General features: G+C 56.2%; 18 protein-coding genes. 11 read left to right on the forward strand and 7 right to left on the reverse strand.

Annotated features, from left to right (window positions below):
- The first annotated feature begins 129 nt into the window (after positions 1-129).
- Positions 130-1,254 (forward strand): porin, encoded by a 1,125-nt coding sequence (locus AC2FLP_RS02110; RefSeq protein ID WP_299894080.1) that lies wholly within the window; start codon positions 130-132, stop codon positions 1,252-1,254.
- A 184-nt stretch (positions 1,255-1,438) separates the two neighbouring features.
- On the forward strand, positions 1,439-2,770 hold the full coding sequence (gene tig, locus AC2FLP_RS02115) for a trigger factor (protein ID WP_117868603.1): 1,332 nt from the start codon (positions 1,439-1,441) through the stop codon (positions 2,768-2,770).
- 101 nt (positions 2,771-2,871) lie between these two features.
- Here tig and AC2FLP_RS02120 read toward each other — a convergent pair whose 3' ends face one another.
- The 6 genes from AC2FLP_RS02120 to rpsF form a co-directional block, all read right to left on the reverse strand.
- A complete protein-coding gene (locus AC2FLP_RS02120; protein ID WP_496681043.1) occupies positions 2,872-3,726 on the reverse strand; it encodes an acyl-homoserine-lactone synthase in 855 nt (284 codons plus the stop codon).
- Positions 3,727-3,833: 107 nt separating this feature from the next.
- Entirely contained in the window at positions 3,834-4,535 is a 702-nt protein-coding gene (locus tag AC2FLP_RS02125) for an autoinducer binding domain-containing protein (RefSeq protein ID WP_496681040.1), read from the reverse strand.
- A 236-nt stretch (positions 4,536-4,771) separates the two neighbouring features.
- Entirely contained in the window at positions 4,772-5,257 is a 486-nt protein-coding gene (locus AC2FLP_RS02130; RefSeq protein WP_496681037.1) for a transglycosylase SLT domain-containing protein, read from the reverse strand.
- A 155-nt stretch (positions 5,258-5,412) separates the two neighbouring features.
- On the reverse strand, positions 5,413-6,033 hold the full coding sequence (gene rplI / locus AC2FLP_RS02135; protein WP_496681034.1) for a 50S ribosomal protein L9: 621 nt from the start codon (positions 6,031-6,033) through the stop codon (positions 5,413-5,415).
- Positions 6,034-6,045: 12 nt separating this feature from the next.
- Entirely contained in the window at positions 6,046-6,273 is a 228-nt protein-coding gene (rpsR, locus tag AC2FLP_RS02140; protein WP_005608650.1) for a 30S ribosomal protein S18, read from the reverse strand.
- 28 nt (positions 6,274-6,301) lie between these two features.
- Positions 6,302-6,655, reverse strand: a complete 354-nt coding sequence (gene rpsF / locus AC2FLP_RS02145) for a 30S ribosomal protein S6 (RefSeq protein WP_117868608.1) — start codon at positions 6,653-6,655, stop codon at positions 6,302-6,304.
- Between the two features lie 284 nt (positions 6,656-6,939).
- On the opposite strand from rpsF, the gene AC2FLP_RS02150 reads away from it, so the two are divergent.
- Both AC2FLP_RS02150 and AC2FLP_RS02155 read left to right on the forward strand, forming a co-directional pair.
- Positions 6,940-7,458: a hypothetical protein gene (locus tag AC2FLP_RS02150; protein ID WP_117868609.1), complete on the forward strand. Its 519-nt coding sequence runs from the start codon at positions 6,940-6,942 to the stop codon at positions 7,456-7,458.
- 125 nt (positions 7,459-7,583) lie between these two features.
- The gene (locus AC2FLP_RS02155; RefSeq protein ID WP_117868610.1) at positions 7,584-8,156 is read left to right on the forward strand and encodes a YceI family protein; all 573 of its coding nucleotides are present in this window, start codon (positions 7,584-7,586) and stop codon (positions 8,154-8,156) included.
- A gap of 59 nt (positions 8,157-8,215) precedes the next feature.
- Here the strand turns inward: AC2FLP_RS02155 and AC2FLP_RS02160 are convergent, their stop codons facing one another.
- A complete protein-coding gene (locus AC2FLP_RS02160; RefSeq protein WP_496681030.1) occupies positions 8,216-9,442 on the reverse strand; it encodes a cytochrome b/b6 domain-containing protein in 1,227 nt (408 codons plus the stop codon).
- Positions 9,443-9,616: 174 nt separating this feature from the next.
- On the opposite strand from AC2FLP_RS02160, the gene fabD reads away from it, so the two are divergent.
- The 7 genes from fabD to mltG all read left to right on the forward strand — a co-directional run bounded on the left by fabD (position 9,617) and on the right by mltG (position 15,926).
- Complete coding sequence (fabD, locus tag AC2FLP_RS02165; RefSeq protein ID WP_496681028.1) at positions 9,617-10,555, forward strand: ACP S-malonyltransferase; 939 nt, start codon at positions 9,617-9,619, stop codon at positions 10,553-10,555.
- Between the two features lie 42 nt (positions 10,556-10,597).
- Entirely contained in the window at positions 10,598-11,335 is a 738-nt protein-coding gene (gene fabG, locus AC2FLP_RS02170; protein ID WP_117868612.1) for a 3-oxoacyl-[acyl-carrier-protein] reductase, read from the forward strand.
- Between the two features lie 206 nt (positions 11,336-11,541).
- Entirely contained in the window at positions 11,542-11,775 is a 234-nt protein-coding gene (locus AC2FLP_RS02175; RefSeq protein WP_008756330.1) for an acyl carrier protein, read from the forward strand.
- 138 nt (positions 11,776-11,913) lie between these two features.
- Complete coding sequence (locus AC2FLP_RS02180) at positions 11,914-12,453, forward strand: GNAT family N-acetyltransferase (RefSeq protein ID WP_117868613.1); 540 nt, start codon at positions 11,914-11,916, stop codon at positions 12,451-12,453.
- A gap of 123 nt (positions 12,454-12,576) precedes the next feature.
- On the forward strand, positions 12,577-13,320 hold the full coding sequence (locus AC2FLP_RS02185) for a 1-(5-phosphoribosyl)-5-[(5-phosphoribosylamino)methylideneamino]imidazole-4-carboxamide isomerase (RefSeq protein ID WP_496681023.1): 744 nt from the start codon (positions 12,577-12,579) through the stop codon (positions 13,318-13,320).
- A gap of 182 nt (positions 13,321-13,502) precedes the next feature.
- Positions 13,503-14,768, forward strand: coding sequence for a beta-ketoacyl-ACP synthase II (fabF, locus tag AC2FLP_RS02190; protein ID WP_117868615.1), 1,266 nt, complete (start codon positions 13,503-13,505; stop codon positions 14,766-14,768).
- Positions 14,769-15,926, forward strand: a complete 1,158-nt coding sequence (mltG, locus tag AC2FLP_RS02195) for an endolytic transglycosylase MltG (protein ID WP_299894049.1) — start codon at positions 14,769-14,771, stop codon at positions 15,924-15,926.
- Positions 15,927-15,994: the final 68 nt, after the last annotated feature.

Genomic DNA, 15,994 nt, shown 5'->3' on the forward strand with positions numbered 1-15,994 from the left:
TCGCGTATTCGATGAGATCTGTTGCGAATTTGCAATGTTTGCGAGGGAGTGAATGCGGACCACTGGAACGCTCGCAGTTAGTAAACAATTGGACATTACCTGAACCCCGAACCTTTCATGGTGAGTGAAATGAACCTTAACATTAAACCGATATCAGTAGCCGCTGTTCTGACTGCGACGACCGCCATCCCGGCTGCGGCGGAAATGAAGTACGAAAATAATAGCGGCGGATATGTACTGCTGTATGGACAGCTGCACCCCGCCTTGATCTCGGTGGATGACGGACAGGATACCGAGACCCGAGTTCTCGACAACGATCTGTCGAACAGCCGTGTCGGCCTGCGTCTTGTGCAGCCATATGGAAGTAACGAGTTCCAATTTTGGTTTGAAACAGGCCTTGGCCTGCCGGGGTCGGCGTCGGCCGATCAATTCGGAACCAACGCAGATGGTTGGAATCGTGAAGACATTCGCCACGTGGATTTTTCGCTGAAAGGTGGCTACGGCAAGTTTTCGGCAGGTCAGGGCAGCATGGTCGCTGATGGAGCCGCAGAGGTTGATCTGTCATATGTCGGAACCGCGCTGTATTCGTTTACCAACGATGAAAATGCAGGGTTCTTCTATCGCGACACGACCGGTTTTCTGAGCGGTATTACGGTTGGCGACAGCTCAAGCAACTTTGACGGCGCGCGCCGTGGACGGGTGCGGTATGATACCCCAGCCATCAACGGGTTTTCGGCCGGTTTTGCTTATGGTCAGAACATTTTGTCCAGCAGCGATGATGACGATTATTACGACGTCGGCCTGTTCTATGAAAACACCTTTGCTGGCGGTGTGGAATTCGCGGCAGCCGTTGCCTATTCGGTGCGCGAACGCGATGACAATTCGGGCGACCGCAAAGACACCATTGGTTCGGCGTCTGTTCTGCTGCCCAGCGGTTTGGGCTTTACGGTTGCAGGCGGTACGCGCGACGATGACCAGGCCGGTGCTACGGATCCGAACTATTGGTATGGTAAGATCTCGTACGAAGGCAACTGGGTGTCCTGGGGCAAGACCGGCGTCGGCATCGACTATTATGATGGCTCGGATTTCGAGAGCAACGGCTCGGATACCAAAGCCTGGGGTATCGCGGTCGTGCAGAAGGTCGAGGCGTTCAATACGGATGTTTACCTGAAATACCGCAACCACGATTTCGATGACGGCACATCCTTTGACAACAACGAAGCATGGGTTCTGGGCGCACGCTGGAAGTTCTGATCGTCTGACTGATCCAAGCGCGAACGCCCTGGTTTCCGGGGCGTTCTTTTTTGCGGTTTTGGTGATCAAATACCACTGGATTCAGCCTTTGCCCCTTGCGCGTGGGCGGCTGGGCAAATAGAAGGCGTCAAATTTGCCCGGCGCGCCCTTTTTGCGCGCCCCGAATCCTATGGGGACTACCATAATGCAGGTTACCGAGACGCTGAACGAAGGTCTGAAACGTGGCTACAACATCGTTGTGTCCGCAGCCGAGCTGGACGAGAAGGTCAACGAAAAGCTGACTGAAGCGCAGCCGGAAATCGAAATGAAAGGTTTCCGCAAAGGTAAAGTGCCAATGGCGCTGCTGAAAAAGCAGTTTGGCCAACGCCTTTTGGGCGAGGCGATGCAGGAAACCATCGATGGCGCCATGAACAAGCATTTCGAAGACAGCGGTGACCGCCCCGCGCTGCAGCCCGAGGTCAAGATGACCAATGAGGACTGGAAAGAAGGCGATGACGTTGAAGTCGCCATGTCCTATGAGGCGCTGCCAGCGATCCCGGAAGTCGACCTTAAATCGGTGAAGCTGGAAAAACTGATCGTCAAAGCTGATGATGCGGGCGTCGAAGAAGCGCTGAACAATCTGGCCGAAACCGCTCAGGACTTCAAAGCGCGCCGCAAGGGGTCGAAGGCCAAGGACGGAGACCAGATCGTGTTCGATTTCGTCGGTAAGGTTGATGGCGAAGAATTCGAAGGTGGTTCGGCAGAAGATTACCCGTTGGTTCTGGGCTCGAACAGCTTCATCCCGGGCTTCGAAGAGCAGCTGGTTGGTGTGAAAGCCGAGGAAGTAAAAGACGTCAACGTCACGTTCCCTGAGGAATACGGTGCCGAGCATCTGGCCGGCAAAGACGCTGTTTTCACCTGCACCATCAAGGAAGTTAAAGAACCGGTTGCAGCGGAAGTGAACGACGAACTGGCTAAGAAATTTGGCGCCGAAGACCTGGAAGCCCTGAAAGGCCAGATCGCAGAACGTCTGGAAGCCGAATATGCCGGCGCGTCGCGCGCTGTGATGAAGCGTGCTCTGCTGGACGTATTGGATGAGAAAGTCTCGTTCGATCTGCCGCCGTCGCTGGTTGAAGCCGAAGCAAAGCAGATTGCGCATCAGCTGTGGCACGAAGAAAATCCTGAAGTCGAAGGCCACGACCACGATCCGATCGAGCCCACGGACGAGCACATTAAGCTGGCCGAGCGCCGCGTGCGTCTGGGCCTGTTGTTGGCTGAACTGGGCCAGAAGGCCGAGGTTGAAGTTACTGACGCCGAGATGACACAGGCGATCATGAATCAGGCGCGCCAGTACCCGGGTCAGGAACGTCAGTTCTTTGAGTTCGTGCAGCAGAACGCGCAGATGCAACAGCAACTGCGAGCGCCGATCTTTGAAGACAAGGTTGTCGATTACGTGTTGGAACTGGCTCAGGTCACTGACAAGGAAGTCAGCAAGGACGACCTGCAGAAAGCTGTTGAGGCACTGGAAGAGGAATAATCCTCTTCCTTCCCTTCATCAGGAGAAGGGACAAAAAAACGGAGCCGCCTGAAATCAGACGGCTCCGCATGGGTGGCTTTTGTATCTATGAGGTGAGGGGGTCAGGCCTCATGAGCAAAAGCACGGGGGGTTTCTAAAAGAGCGGTTCTTTGCTCTGGCGTGAAAGTATCCGTGAGCGCTTCGATCAGCTTAAGGACGTCCTGCCGTTCAGCTTCCGTTTTTGCAGCGCTCATCTGTTCCACAAAGTATTTCTCGAGGTCGGTAAGTGGTTTGTGATCCTGGTTCGCCGGGTTTTGTTCTGCGGCTTTCTTCGCGGCAAACAGATCCAACGCCTGTTCTTCGTCCATAAAGACATCGTTGTGAATGCCCGCAAACTCACGCAGGCCGGCGATGCGTTCTTCCGTGCAGTCCAGCAGAGCGGCCAAGGCATGAACTTTGCCCATTGGCACTGTTTTGCCGACATAGTCGTATGGAGCGCAGTTCGAACGCTTCAGCACCCGATCCATGACCGGATCGATCACGGTGATGATGTCCTGAATACCTGCATTCTTTGCATATTCCAAAGATCCGATCATCAACTCGCAAGTTGCGTATGAGACCGAGTTCTTTTCTTTGCCACGAGTGAGACGTTGCGTGTCTACGCAGAAGCGGGTCGATTCCCACATGGTTGCGCTGCGAAGTGGTGCTTCGCCACAAAGAATCGACGAAAAGACATCCGACAACATGTGAGGTCCGGTGGTCTGGAGGGCACGCACGGCTGCGACGACATTCCCCTCGTCGTCGAGTCCGATTACATATGCCGGGTCCAGGTGATCGAACTCGTCGATTTCTTTTCCGTCTTGAATGTTGACGTCCCATCCTAGACGTCCCCCAAAAACACGTGCTCTCAACTCGAACATTTCGTCAAGAACTTCGCTGAACAAATGTCTGTTCAGGCCATCTACCACGATGATCATTTCTTCCCCCTTCGAGTGGTTGTTCGGTAACCTTGAAGTTACCGGACTCGGGGAGTTTTTCTATTGGGGGTTTCCCGTATTTTGGCGAAATTTGGCGTTTTTTTTGTTTAACTTGGGGTAATAAGCCCAATTGCAATCGCCCGGCCAACGGCCTGAGGGGTGGTCAGCGCAGTAAGCTTTTCTCGGCTGGAACGCAAGTGCACTTCTACGGTTCGGTGCGAAATAGACAAAATATCGCCGATGTCCTGTTGCGATTTCCCTGCCGCGACCCACTGCAAAATCTCTGTTTCACGTCTGGAGAGCGTTGGATGATACAATGCGCTGGTCAATTCGTCCGACGAAACCACGTTGTCATGGATGTGCACCGCCATGGATTGCAAGTCACTGATGACATGCGTGTATAGCTTGCGCCATTCCTCTTTGCTGCAGTTGCGCGTTGCGCTCAACAGGCCGATATCCCCGTAGGGGCCGCGCACGGGTATTGTAACGCCTTGGTTGGGCAGTCCAAAATCATGGGCATCCCGGAATACACGTTGGAAGTCAGGGCTGCGCTCCAAGCGGCTCCAATCCACTGGCGCAATGCTGCGGCGGGCCATATGGATGGTCGGGTCGATCATGATCAGACCCTGGTTTGTGTAGTGCTCATTCCAGGCATCGTCATACGTCACAAAGCCGGCCACCGTGCCTGCAGCAGGGTTCATGCCAGCATAAGCGGCATGATCCATGTCATGCTTCTCACAGATTTGCCTTAGAAATTCGGTGTAACGAACCTCGGAATCCGGCAGTGTGCTCAGATCGACAATTTCCATGTGGTGCCTACTAGCTGCGGCCCATCTTACAGCTCGATGGTGTCGTCGAGCATGCATATAACACAGAGTGGAACCCGTTTACCTCACCGAGTCAGAACACCACACTTTCCTAAACATGACAAGGCGAGGTACTAATTGTCTGCGCATTTCAAAATATTGAGACATTCAATAGAACATTTTTGTCACTATTCGGTAAAAAGTGCTAAAATCACGCGGCTTTCTGACGCCAATCACCGTCAGTTGGCGGATTTCAGTCCAGTTTCCACCAACAATCCGCGCGCTTTGGCCTCGGGGTAAAACCCTTTGGCATAGAGAAATATGGCCCGATCCTGATTGCCATCAGACAGAAGCCAGGCGCCGCGAAGGTATTTCCCGGCAAACTCGAGGTTGGTGTCCGCGTCCAAGAGGCCTTTGGCGTTTCCGGTGTATCCCATCGAGCGCGCGGTAGCCGGAAGGATCTGTAGCAGGCCGTAATAGGGGCGGTTGACGGCCCAGGGGCGATGTGTGCTTTCGCGAATAGCCAGCTTGTGAACAAGCTCTCGAGGAAGCTGGTAGTGGTCTGCCCATTTGTTGATCGACGCGCGAAGTTCCGGCGTTTCGTTTGGATAAAGCGGAGGGTTGAATAGCGGTGTTTCTGCCTTGGATACTACTCCTGCACTGCAAGCAGCCATCGGTGCTGTCAATAAGAGTGCCAAGAAACTGCGACGGGTGAACGGGGGCATTTTATTTCTCCGGACTTCGAGTGGCAATGATATGGCCTGAGTATTTTGCTGCAAGATTGTGGATGGAGTTGGGCTGAAATTTGCTGGTTTGGCTCGGAAACACAAAAAAGGCCGCGCTGAAGCACGGCCTTAATAGTATTCGAAGCGTCGCCGGATCAGGCTTTGGCTTCGTCTTCCTCAGCAGGGGCTGCTTCCGAAGCCAGCTCTTCGTCCTCGGACGCGGCCGAGCCGATGTCGTCAAACAGTTCAGCAATCTCGAATTCAGCGGCTGCTTCTTCTTCTGCGGCCAGTTCCTGGATCGATTTGCCCGAGGCTTGCAGTTCGGCTTCTTCTTCCGAACGCGCCACGTTCATTTTGATTTCGACTTCGACTTCGGGGTGCAGCTTGACTGCAACAGAGTGCAGGCCCAGCTCCTTGATCGGATTGATCAGGATAACCTGCTTTTTGTCGACGGTGAATCCGGCTTCGGTTGCAGCCTCTGCGGCGTCACGCGGGGTAACCGAGCCGTACAGAGCACCTGCATCTGATGCAGAGCGAATCACTACGAATTGCTGTCCGTCCAGCTTTTCAGCCAGTGCTTCAGCTTCTTTCTTGGTCTCCAGGTTGCGTGCTTCCAGCTGCGCTTTCTGGGCTTCGAACGACGCGATGTTGGCGTCCGATGCGCTCAGGGCTTTGCCCTGGGGCAGCAGGAAGTTTCGGGCGTAGCCGGACTTTACGTCAACGACGTCGCCCATCTGACCCAGTTTCGCAACGCGTTCGAGAAGGATAACTTGCATGTCAATCTCTCCTTACTTCACGGCGTAGGGCAGCAGGGCGAGGAAGCGGGCGCGCTTGATAGCACGGGCCAGCTCACGCTGCTTTTTCGCCGAAACGGCGGTGATGCGGGATGGAACGATCTTGCCACGCTCAGAGATGTAGCGCTGCAGCAGACGGGTGTCTTTGTAATCGATCTTCGGCGCGTTCTCACCCGAGAACGGGCAGACCTTGCGGCGGCGGAAAAATGGTTTTGCGGCCATGGTTTAGTGTCCTTTTCTCAGGCGTTGATCAACGACGCTCGCGGCGGTCGCCACGCTCGTCACGCTTCTGCATCTGAACCGATGGGCCATCGGTGTGGCCATCGACCTTGATGGTCAGAACGCGCATGACATCGTCATGCAGACGCATCAGGCGCTCCATTTCCTGAACCGCACCCGAGGGGGAATCGGTTTTCAGAAAGGCATAGTGGCCCTTGCGGTTCTTGTTGATCTTGTAGGCCATCGTCTTGACGCCCCAATACTCGCTGTCGACAAGCTTGCCGCCGTTGTCAGCCAGAACGGTGCCGAAATGTTCGACGAGGCTTTCCGCCTGCGCGTTGGACAGATCCTGACGCGCGATCATTACATGCTCATACAGTGGCATGTGCACTCCTGTTTATATCAAGGCGCATTTCATAGGCGGGGCCATCCGGTCCTTCGCGACCCTGCCACGAGAGGCTGCGCGATTCATTTGATTGCGAAGGATGGCCCCGTATACACGTTTGAACTACAGGAGCAAGCCCCGCCACATGTGCCTTTGAGACGCCGCCCATTTTCCTTTGGGCCGCCCAATTGCTGACGCTTTTCGGCTCAAAGTTGTTTTGCATACCGGACGTTACCCGGAACGAAACTGAAATTCGACAGTAACCTGATAAAGGGTGAAGTGTTATGACCGCGACAAATACAAACACATACCGGGAAGAAGCGGCAAGCTCGCGCTTTGAGCATTCGGTGCCGGTAATGATCGCCTTTGCGCCAAACTGGAAGGCCCGTTTGATCCTGGCGCGGTTGGTAGGAGCGTTCCTGATCTTTTCGGCGTTTTCGATGTGGCTCATGCCGGGTTCGATCGTTGGCGCAGATGTCTGGCCGATCAAGATGGTGGCCTCGATGCTGTTTCTGATCGTCGGTGTCAGTTTGCTAACGATTGAAGTCCTTGATCAGCGCCCGGATGCCTATTTTGATCCGATACGTCGTGAAGTCCGTGTTCTGCAAAAGAACGAGGACGGGCGCCCGCAGACGGTGTTGCGCCGCAGCTATGAGTCGCTGGGTGGCGCACGTTTTGAAGAAAACGAAGTTCACCTGTTTGATGTGGACGGAAGCCTTTTGATGAAGCTGCCCCTTGAATCGGCGGATGTCAGCCGAGCGCTGAAGGGACAGCTGAGCAAGAGCGTAACAATTTTCGGCTGAATTTTATTCTGTTCAAAAAGGAACAGATGCTGTGACTCGAAAAAGGTTGTGTGCCGCCGATAGGCGGCACATTTTGTTTGTAAGCAACCCAGACGGTTTGCATTCACAAAAACGCGGAGATTGTTATGAAATCCACCCTTCTTGCTGCTGCACTGGCCGTGTCGGCGACCACGGCATTCGCCAGCGCCGAGAAATACGTGTTGGACTCGAGCCACAGTCAGGTTGTCTTCAGCTATGACCACTTGGGCTTTTCAACCACAACCGGCATGTTCTCGGGTTTTGAGGGCGAAATCATGTTTGATCAGGAAGATCCCGCCGCCTCCAGCGTAAGCGTATCCATGCCGGTACTGGAAATGTTCACTGGCTGGAAACCGCGTGAAGATCACTTCATGACCGAGGATTTCTTTGGTGCGGTCGAGGGCGATCTGATCACCTTTACCTCGACGGGTATCGAAGTGACGGGTGAAAACACTGCCAAGATCACCGGCGACCTCACCATGAACGGCGTGACCAAGTCCGTTGTTCTGGATGCCAAATTGAACAAGGTTGATACCCATCCAATGGCAAACAAGCCATGGGCCGGTTTCAACGCCACCACAACTCTGGTCCGTAGTGAGTTTGATTTGGGCCAGTTCGCACCGTTTGTCAGCGACGAAGTGCAGGTGCAGATCTCGGTCGAAGCGCAAAAAGCCGAATAATCGCAAGACAACGAACAATAAAACCGCCGGTGATAGGATCACCGGCGGTTTTTTTTGCATTACTGTCCGCGAGACGCAGCGAGTTCTACGGTCACTGTTACGGTGAAGCCGAGCGAGTCTTCTGTGGGCTGTGATGTGCCTACGTCAAAATCCAACCGGTTCAGGTCAACCGAGCCAGCCATGGTCGCGGTGCCGTCCTGAAGGTCCAGCGAAAAGGGGAGTGTGATATCGATCGTCTTGTCACGGATTGTCAGCGGTCCGCGTGCTTCGTATCCGCTTTCGGTTCTGAAAAGGTCAGCTGTGAACTGGGCCGTCGGAAACTGGGCGTTGTCGAAGAAATCCGCCCCCATGGCCTGTTCAGTTACGGTTCCGAGGCTGAGAGATCCTATTGCAATCGTGACTTCGGCGGACCCGGCCGGGCCGGGGTCAGTGGGTTCGTCAAAAGCAATTGCGGCCGTCCAGTCGGAGAACGAGCCGGTGACAGGGCTGCCCAATTGCGAGATCGTAATGGACAGGGTGCCGTTCTGAACCTGCCAGTCTGATTGCACCTCGGCCAGTTGGACATCGGCGTCATCATCGTCGGCCTCACGTGCAAACTCGCCAGAGACCCAGCCGCCGGTGAGGGCAAGCGCCCAAACGGCCACCGCGGCGACGGCGGGGACAAGGGAATGGTGCTGCCGTGGAGGCTCCGGTGCGTCAGACCCACCCGGCAACATCCTGCGTAACGTGCTGTCTTTGTCTATGACGTGATGCTTCAACGCTCCGGCAACATGCAGGACCAGCGCGCCGACGAGCGTCCACATGAACAGCCAATGCAGAACGCCTGTCACCTCGGCCACAATGGTTGATTTCGGTACAAAAGGCAGATTTTGGCCGAAGGGCCAGAGGATTGGAGCAAACCCTTCGGTTGCGGCGTGGTGCACCCAACCGGTGAGTGGCACAAGCACCAGTGACCCATAGAGAAGCCAGTGGACAGTTTCGGCGGCGAAAGCCTCGGGCTTGTTGTCGGCATTCAACAGGCCGGGCTTGGTTTGCGTGAAGGCCCATACTATCCGAGCCAAAGCAACGAAGAACACGGTGACGCCAACGGTTTTGTGCAATGAGAATATGCGCGCCGCGCGTGCGATTTCGGCCTCGCTTGGGGCTGTGGGGGCATGCAATACGGCGTAGGCCAGGTTGTCCGCGATCCAGCCGAGCGGCAGGGCCGTGAAGATCAGCAACGCGGTGAGCCAGTGAAACGTCTTTGCGACACTTCCGTAGCTTGAGAAGGAATTGGTCGAGGCCATGGGTGCAACGCTCCGGGATTCTGTGCTGCGCCCAAGTTAAGGTTATCGGAGGTCGGCACAAGTAAGCGCTTGTGCACAGCCAAGGTGCCAGAATGCAGAACACAGGCAGTGCTTGTGCCAGACGATCAGTCAGTTTACACCCCGCCGCAACCTGACATCATCCATGAGGTTGCAATGACACTCGCGTTCGTTTTTCCGGGGCAGGGCGCCCAGACCATCGGTATGGGCAAAGCACTGGCCGATGCCTATCCGGCGGCACAGGCCGTCTTCGATGAGGTGGACGAGGCACTGGGAGAAAAGCTGAGCAGCGTAATCTGGGAAGGCGACATCGCCGATTTGACGCTGACTCAGAATGCTCAGCCGGCTCTTATGGCAACATCCATGGCGGCGATGCGAGCGCTGGAAACCGAAGGTGTTTCGGTCAATAAGGCGACTTTTGTGGCGGGCCATTCTTTGGGCGAATACTCGGCTCTTGCAGCTGCAGGGGCTTTGTCGATCGCGGACACCGCGCGCCTGTTGCGCACCCGTGGTCAGGCGATGCAAAGTGCCGTACCCGTAGGCGAGGGTGCAATGGCGGCCATTCTTGGATTGGATCTGGAGGCGGTACGCGCCGTAGCAGAAGAAGCCGCGCAGGGAGAGGTCTGTCAGGCTGCCAATGACAACGATCCAACTCAGGTCGTTGTGTCCGGTTCCAAGGCTGCTGTCGAGCGTGCCGCCGAGATTGCCAAAGAGAAAGGCGCAAAACGTGCCGTTATGTTGCCTGTAAGTGCCCCATTTCACTGCGCGCTGATGCAGCCTGCGGCAGATGTCATGGCGGAAGCGCTTGCTGCCGTCGAAGTAAAGGTGCCCTCGGTACCTTTGGTGGCCAATGTACGCGCCCAAGCAGTCAGTGATCCGGATCTGATCCGCCAGTTGTTGGTTGAACAGGTGACGGGTTCGGTTCGCTGGCGTGAAAGCGTGCAGTTCATGGCGGCGCAAGGCGTGACTGAGACATGGGAAATCGGTGCTGGCAAAGCGCTGTCCGGCATGATCCGCAAGATCGATCGTGCCATTTCAGGCAAGGCTGTCGGCACCCCGGAAGATGTTCAAAGGGCCATTCAGGCCGAATCGTAAGCTCAAAACGCGTCGTGGCCGGCGCACCAAGAGGAAAACCGAATGTTTGATTTGAAAGGTAAGAATGCGCTGATCACTGGTGCTTCGGGCGGCATCGGAGGCGATATTGCACGCGCGTTGCATGGTGCTGGCGCAGCGGTTGGATTGTCCGGTACACGGGTCGAACCTCTGCAGGCTCTGGCAGACGAACTGGGCGAACGCGCGCATGTGTTGCCGTGCAATCTGAGCGATCCGGAAGCCGTTGAGGCGTTGCCAAAGCAAGCGATCGAAGCAATGGGATCGGTGGACATCCTTGTGAACAACGCTGGTATCACGCGCGATAACCTGTTCATGCGCATGTCCGATGAGGAATGGCAGAGCGTGATAGACGTGAACATGACCTCGACGATGAAACTGTGCAAAGGTGTGATCCGGGGCATGATGAAGTCACGCTGGGGTCGGATCGTGAATGTCTCGTCCGTGGTGGCCGTAATCGGTAATCCGGGTCAGGCGAACTATGCGGCGTCAAAAGCCGGAATGATTGGTTTTTCCAAGGCCTTGGCGCACGAAGTTGCAACCCGCGGAATTACGGTTAACGCCGTGGCGCCGGGTTTTATCACGACGGCAATGACCGAGAAGCTGACCGAGGAACAGAAAAAGGGTCTGCTGTTGAAGGTTCCGGCGGGTCGCATGGGTGATCCCGAAGAAATTGCGGCGGCGGTTCTGTATCTTGCCAGTCCAGAAGCCGGCTATGTTACTGGAAGCACCTTGCATGTGAACGGCGGTATGGCCATGTTGTGATCGCCACAGGGGCGGCGCGAAAGCGTTTGCCTCTAGCGTCGACTATGCTATAGGCGGCGCATCTATGCGGGGCCGGTTGTTCAGGTCGGCCTTCGACTTCCCGGTTCGCCGGGACCCAAACCGCCCGAAACGGGCAAATCAAAGCCAACCCGTGCGGGCAAGGGCAGAATCGGGCAGACCGCCCTGTAAAGGAATGAGGAATAGACATGAGCGACGTCGCAGATCGCGTTAAGAAGATCGTTGTTGAGCACCTGGGTGTTGAAGAAGATAAAGTCGCGGAAAACGCGTCCTTCATCGATGATCTGGGCGCAGACAGCCTGGACACCGTTGAACTGGTCATGGCCTTCGAAGAAGAGTTCGGCATCGAAATCCCCGATGATGCAGCCGAAACCATCCAGACCTTCGGCGACGCGGTCAAGTTCATCAGCGAAGCGTCCTAAGCGTTTCCTTCTGATTAAAAGCGGCGCTTCCGGGCAACGGAGGCGCCGTTTTTTTGTGCCCGCTCAAAATTCATGCTTGCGCGTTTATATTCGGATACGCACTGTTTCCATTGAGGCAAAATTCAAAGTGGACAGGGCATGATAAGATCCACTCCCATGATAAATACCGCGCGTTTGACACTGTGTGCCATGCGCCCGGAGGACTTTGACCGGTTCGCCGAGATCTGGCGGGACCCGTGCGTTGTCCAGCACATCGGCGGCTCACCCCGTTCACGTGGCGAGGCGTGGGATTCATTTTTGCGCAACGCCGGACATTGGCAGATGGCCGGATTTGGTCAATGGGGTGTGCTTCAGCAGTCGAATCGAAAGCTGATTGGACAGGCCGGTTTCTTTTACGGAAACCGTCGGATGGGAGAGGATTTCGACGGCTTTCCCGAGGCAGGCTGGGTTCTGGCCCCTGAGGTACAGGGGCAGGGCTTGGGATATGAGGCGGCGAAGGCTGCTCATGACTGGTTTGACCGGGTGATTCCCGGGCCTTTGGTCGCGATGGTGAACGCGTCGAATTCCTCGTCGCAGAAGCTTGCCAAAAAGCTGGGCTATGTATTGATGCGTGAAGGGGTGTATAATGAAACCCCGGTGCACTTGTTAAGGCGCAACGGCCCACCTGCGTTCGCGTAAATCCGCCACTTCAACAGTATGCCGCAAAATGGCCAAACTGTGCCGATCCCGGTAATATTGGGAGGGCGTTCCAAGTGTATGCTGCCGAGGATTTTCAGAGCGATTGAGCGGAGGACCGAGCTCATGAGGATATACCCCACTATGGAACTGCAGAACGGCCGGTGTGTCACGTTGGACAAAGGTCGTTTGGACAACGCTATGATTTGGCATGTAAACCCGGTTGAGACAGCGCGAAGCTGGGCCGAGGCGGGTGCCGAATGGATGCACCTGACCGATTTCGACGCGATTGAGGGCAAAGATACCAACGTCGAATTGATTGAAGAGATTATCCGAGCGGCCGAAATTCCGGTTCAGTTGGCGGGTGGTATGCGGACACGTGAACAGGTGGAACGCTGGATCGACAAAGGGGTCGGTCGTGTCGTGATCGGCACGCTGGCAGCGCGCGAGCCGAATCTGGTCAAGGAACTGGCCAAGCTTTACCCGGATCAAATCGTGCTATCGGTTGATGTCTGGCAAGGTTTTGTGATGACGGATGGCTGGCGCAGCCAAAGCGCATTCACGCCCGAAGCGTTTATCGACGCGTTCGAAGATGCGCCGTTTGCCGCCATCGTAGTGACGGATATCGACAGCGACATGGATGACGTCGAGGCTCAGCTTGGTTTGATCTCGGGGCTTGCCGGACATTCGCGCACTCCGGTGATCGCAAGCGGGGTTGTGCGCACTGCAGACGATATCTCGCGGCTGGCGTATATTCCCAATATCTCGGGTGCGATCGTAGGGCGTGCATTGTTTCACAAGACACTTGACCTGACGGATGCTCTGGAAATGGCAAAATCGGCACATGAGCCGGTGGCACAGTTCCAATAAACCGCTCCGCCCTTTCAGCAGGACGCGTGAAAGGGCGGGCACCTCTTCCAATCGTTGAAAACAGTATAGTTTCGGGTGATAGGCGGCGGGAAGCCTCCTTGAAGTCGCCGTTGCTCTTGCCCCCGCACCCCGGGCCGGGGTAAGAGCGGTTCTCATAACAGGAAGCAGGCAAGAGGCACTTCATGCGCAGAGTCGTTGTTACCGGTCTTGGATTGGTCACTCCTTTGGCCAGCGGGGTCGAGGAAACCTGGTCGCGGCTGTTGGACGGAGAGTCCGGCGCTGGTCCTATCACGCATTTTGATGCGGAAGGCAGTGGCGTCACCACGACCTACGCCTGTGAGGTGCCGCGCGGGGATGGTACCAACGGAACGTTCAATCCTGATGACTGGATGCCGCCGAAAGAGCAGCGCAAAATTGAAGACTTCATCCTGTATTCCATCGCGGCCGCAGAAATGGCCTGCAAGGATGCGAACTGGTTGCCCGAAGATGAAGAGGACCGCCTGCGAACAGGTGTTCTGATCGGTTCAGGCATCGGTGGTTTGGGCTCGATCGCCAACACCGCCAATCTGATCCGTGACAAGGGCCCGCGCCGGGTGTCGCCGTTCTTTATTCCAGGTGCTCTGATCAACCTGGCGTCAGGTCAGGTGTCGATCCGTCATGGCTTCAAGGGACCCAACCATTCGGTCGTGACGGCGTGTTCCACCGGTGCCCATGCTATCGGCGACGCCAGCCGTATCATCCGTGCAGGTGACGCAGACGTTATGGTCGCAGGTGGCGGCGAAGGCTGCATCTGCGAGATCGGCATCGCCGGGTTCAACGCTTGCAAGGCGTTGTCGACCAAATATGCCGATAACCCCAAGGCGGCCAGCCGCCCTTATGACGTGGACCGTGACGGGTTCGTCATGGGCGAAGGTGCAGGCATCGTCATTCTGGAAGACTATGAGCACGCCAAGGCCCGCGGTGCGAAGATTTACGCTGAGGTGCTGGGCTATGGTATGTCGGGTGACGCTTATCACATCACCGCGCCTTCAGAAGATGGCGACGGGGCTGAACGCTCGATGCGGGCGGCGCTGCGCAGTGCGGGGCTGGAGCCAAAAGATCTGGACTATATCAACGCGCATGGCACCTCGACCATGGCAGATACGATCGAGCTGGGCGCGGTTGAGCGTTTGCTGGGGGATCATGCCGGGAATGCGACCATGAGCTCGACCAAGTCGGCAACCGGTCACTTGCTGGGTGCTGCGGGCGCGATCGAGGCGATCTTCTCGATTTTGGCGATCCGTGATCAGGTAGCCCCGCCGACAATCAATCTGGACAATCCAGCAGTGGAGACCCCGATCGATTTGGCTCCGAACGCAAAACGTGAGCGTGAGATCAATGTGGCCCTGTCGAACTCGTTCGGGTTTGGCGGCACCAATGCCAGCGTGATCTTCGGAAAGGCCAGCTAAATGTGGCGGGCCATTGCTTCGAACGCGCTGACCATTCTGGTGGTCGGCCTGTTCATGATGGGCGGGCTGATCCTTTGGGGGCAGAGCCAGTACAAGGCCGAGGGCCCGCTTGAAACCGCAATCTGCCTTCAGGTCAGAAGCGGATCGAACATGACGCGTGTCAGTCAGCAGCTGGAAGAGCAGGGCGCCATCAGCAGTGCCACGATCTTTCGGATGGCCGCTGACTACACGGATCGGGCGCAGCAGTTGAAAGCCGGTAGCTTTCTGGTACGGGAAGGTGCGTCGATGGAGCAGATCATCGACGAGATCACCAGCAGCGGTGCCAGCACCTGTGGGTCTGAGATTGAGTATCGTATCGGTGTGACGCGTGCTCAGACCCGTGTTCGCGAGTTGAACCCTGCGACCCTGGATTTCGTCGAAATCGCGTCGTTTGATCCGTCGGGAGAAGAGGTGCCTGAGGCCTATACCGAGAAACGCAATGAGGCGGACACGCGTTACCGCGTATCACTGGCCGAAGGTGTGACCTCGTGGCAAGTGGTCGAGGCGTTGAAGGCATTTGACGCTTTGACAGGTGAGGTGAGCGAAATACCTGCTGAGGGTATGCTGGCGCCTGACAGTTACGATGTTGTGGCTGGTCAGGACCGTAACGACATTCTGCAGGCGATGCAGGACACGCAACAATTGCGGATCAACGCCGTTTGGGAAAGCCGCCAGGACGAGTTGCCGCTGGAAAGTCCCGAAGAAATGCTGATCCTTGCGTCGATCATCGAAAAGGAAACCGGAGTTCCGCAAGAGCGCGGGCAAGTGGCCAGCGTTTTTGTGAACCGGCTGAAACAGGGGATGCGGCTGCAGACGGACCCGACCGTCATCTATGGCGTTACCAAAGGGCAAGGCACGTTGGGCCGCGGGCTGCGTCGCAGCGAGCTGAACAAGCCAACGCCATGGAACACCTACCAGATCGACGGCTTGCCGCCGACGCCGATTGCCAATCCGGGCTTGGCCAGCCTTGAAGCTGCTGTTGCGCCGGATGACACGGACTTCGTGTTCTTCGTTGCCGATGGTACGGGCGGCCATGCGTTTGCCGAGACTTTGCAGGAACACAATCGCAATGTCGCCAAATGGCGCGAGATTGAAGCAGAGCGGAACTCGGGAAATTAACCGGAACGAAACTGGTTTCGTTCTTAGTGTTACGCCAACGCCGGCTTGTGACCCGGCGTTGGCCTTTT

The sequence above is a fragment of the Ruegeria sp. CDSA141 genome, from assembly GCF_059612005.1.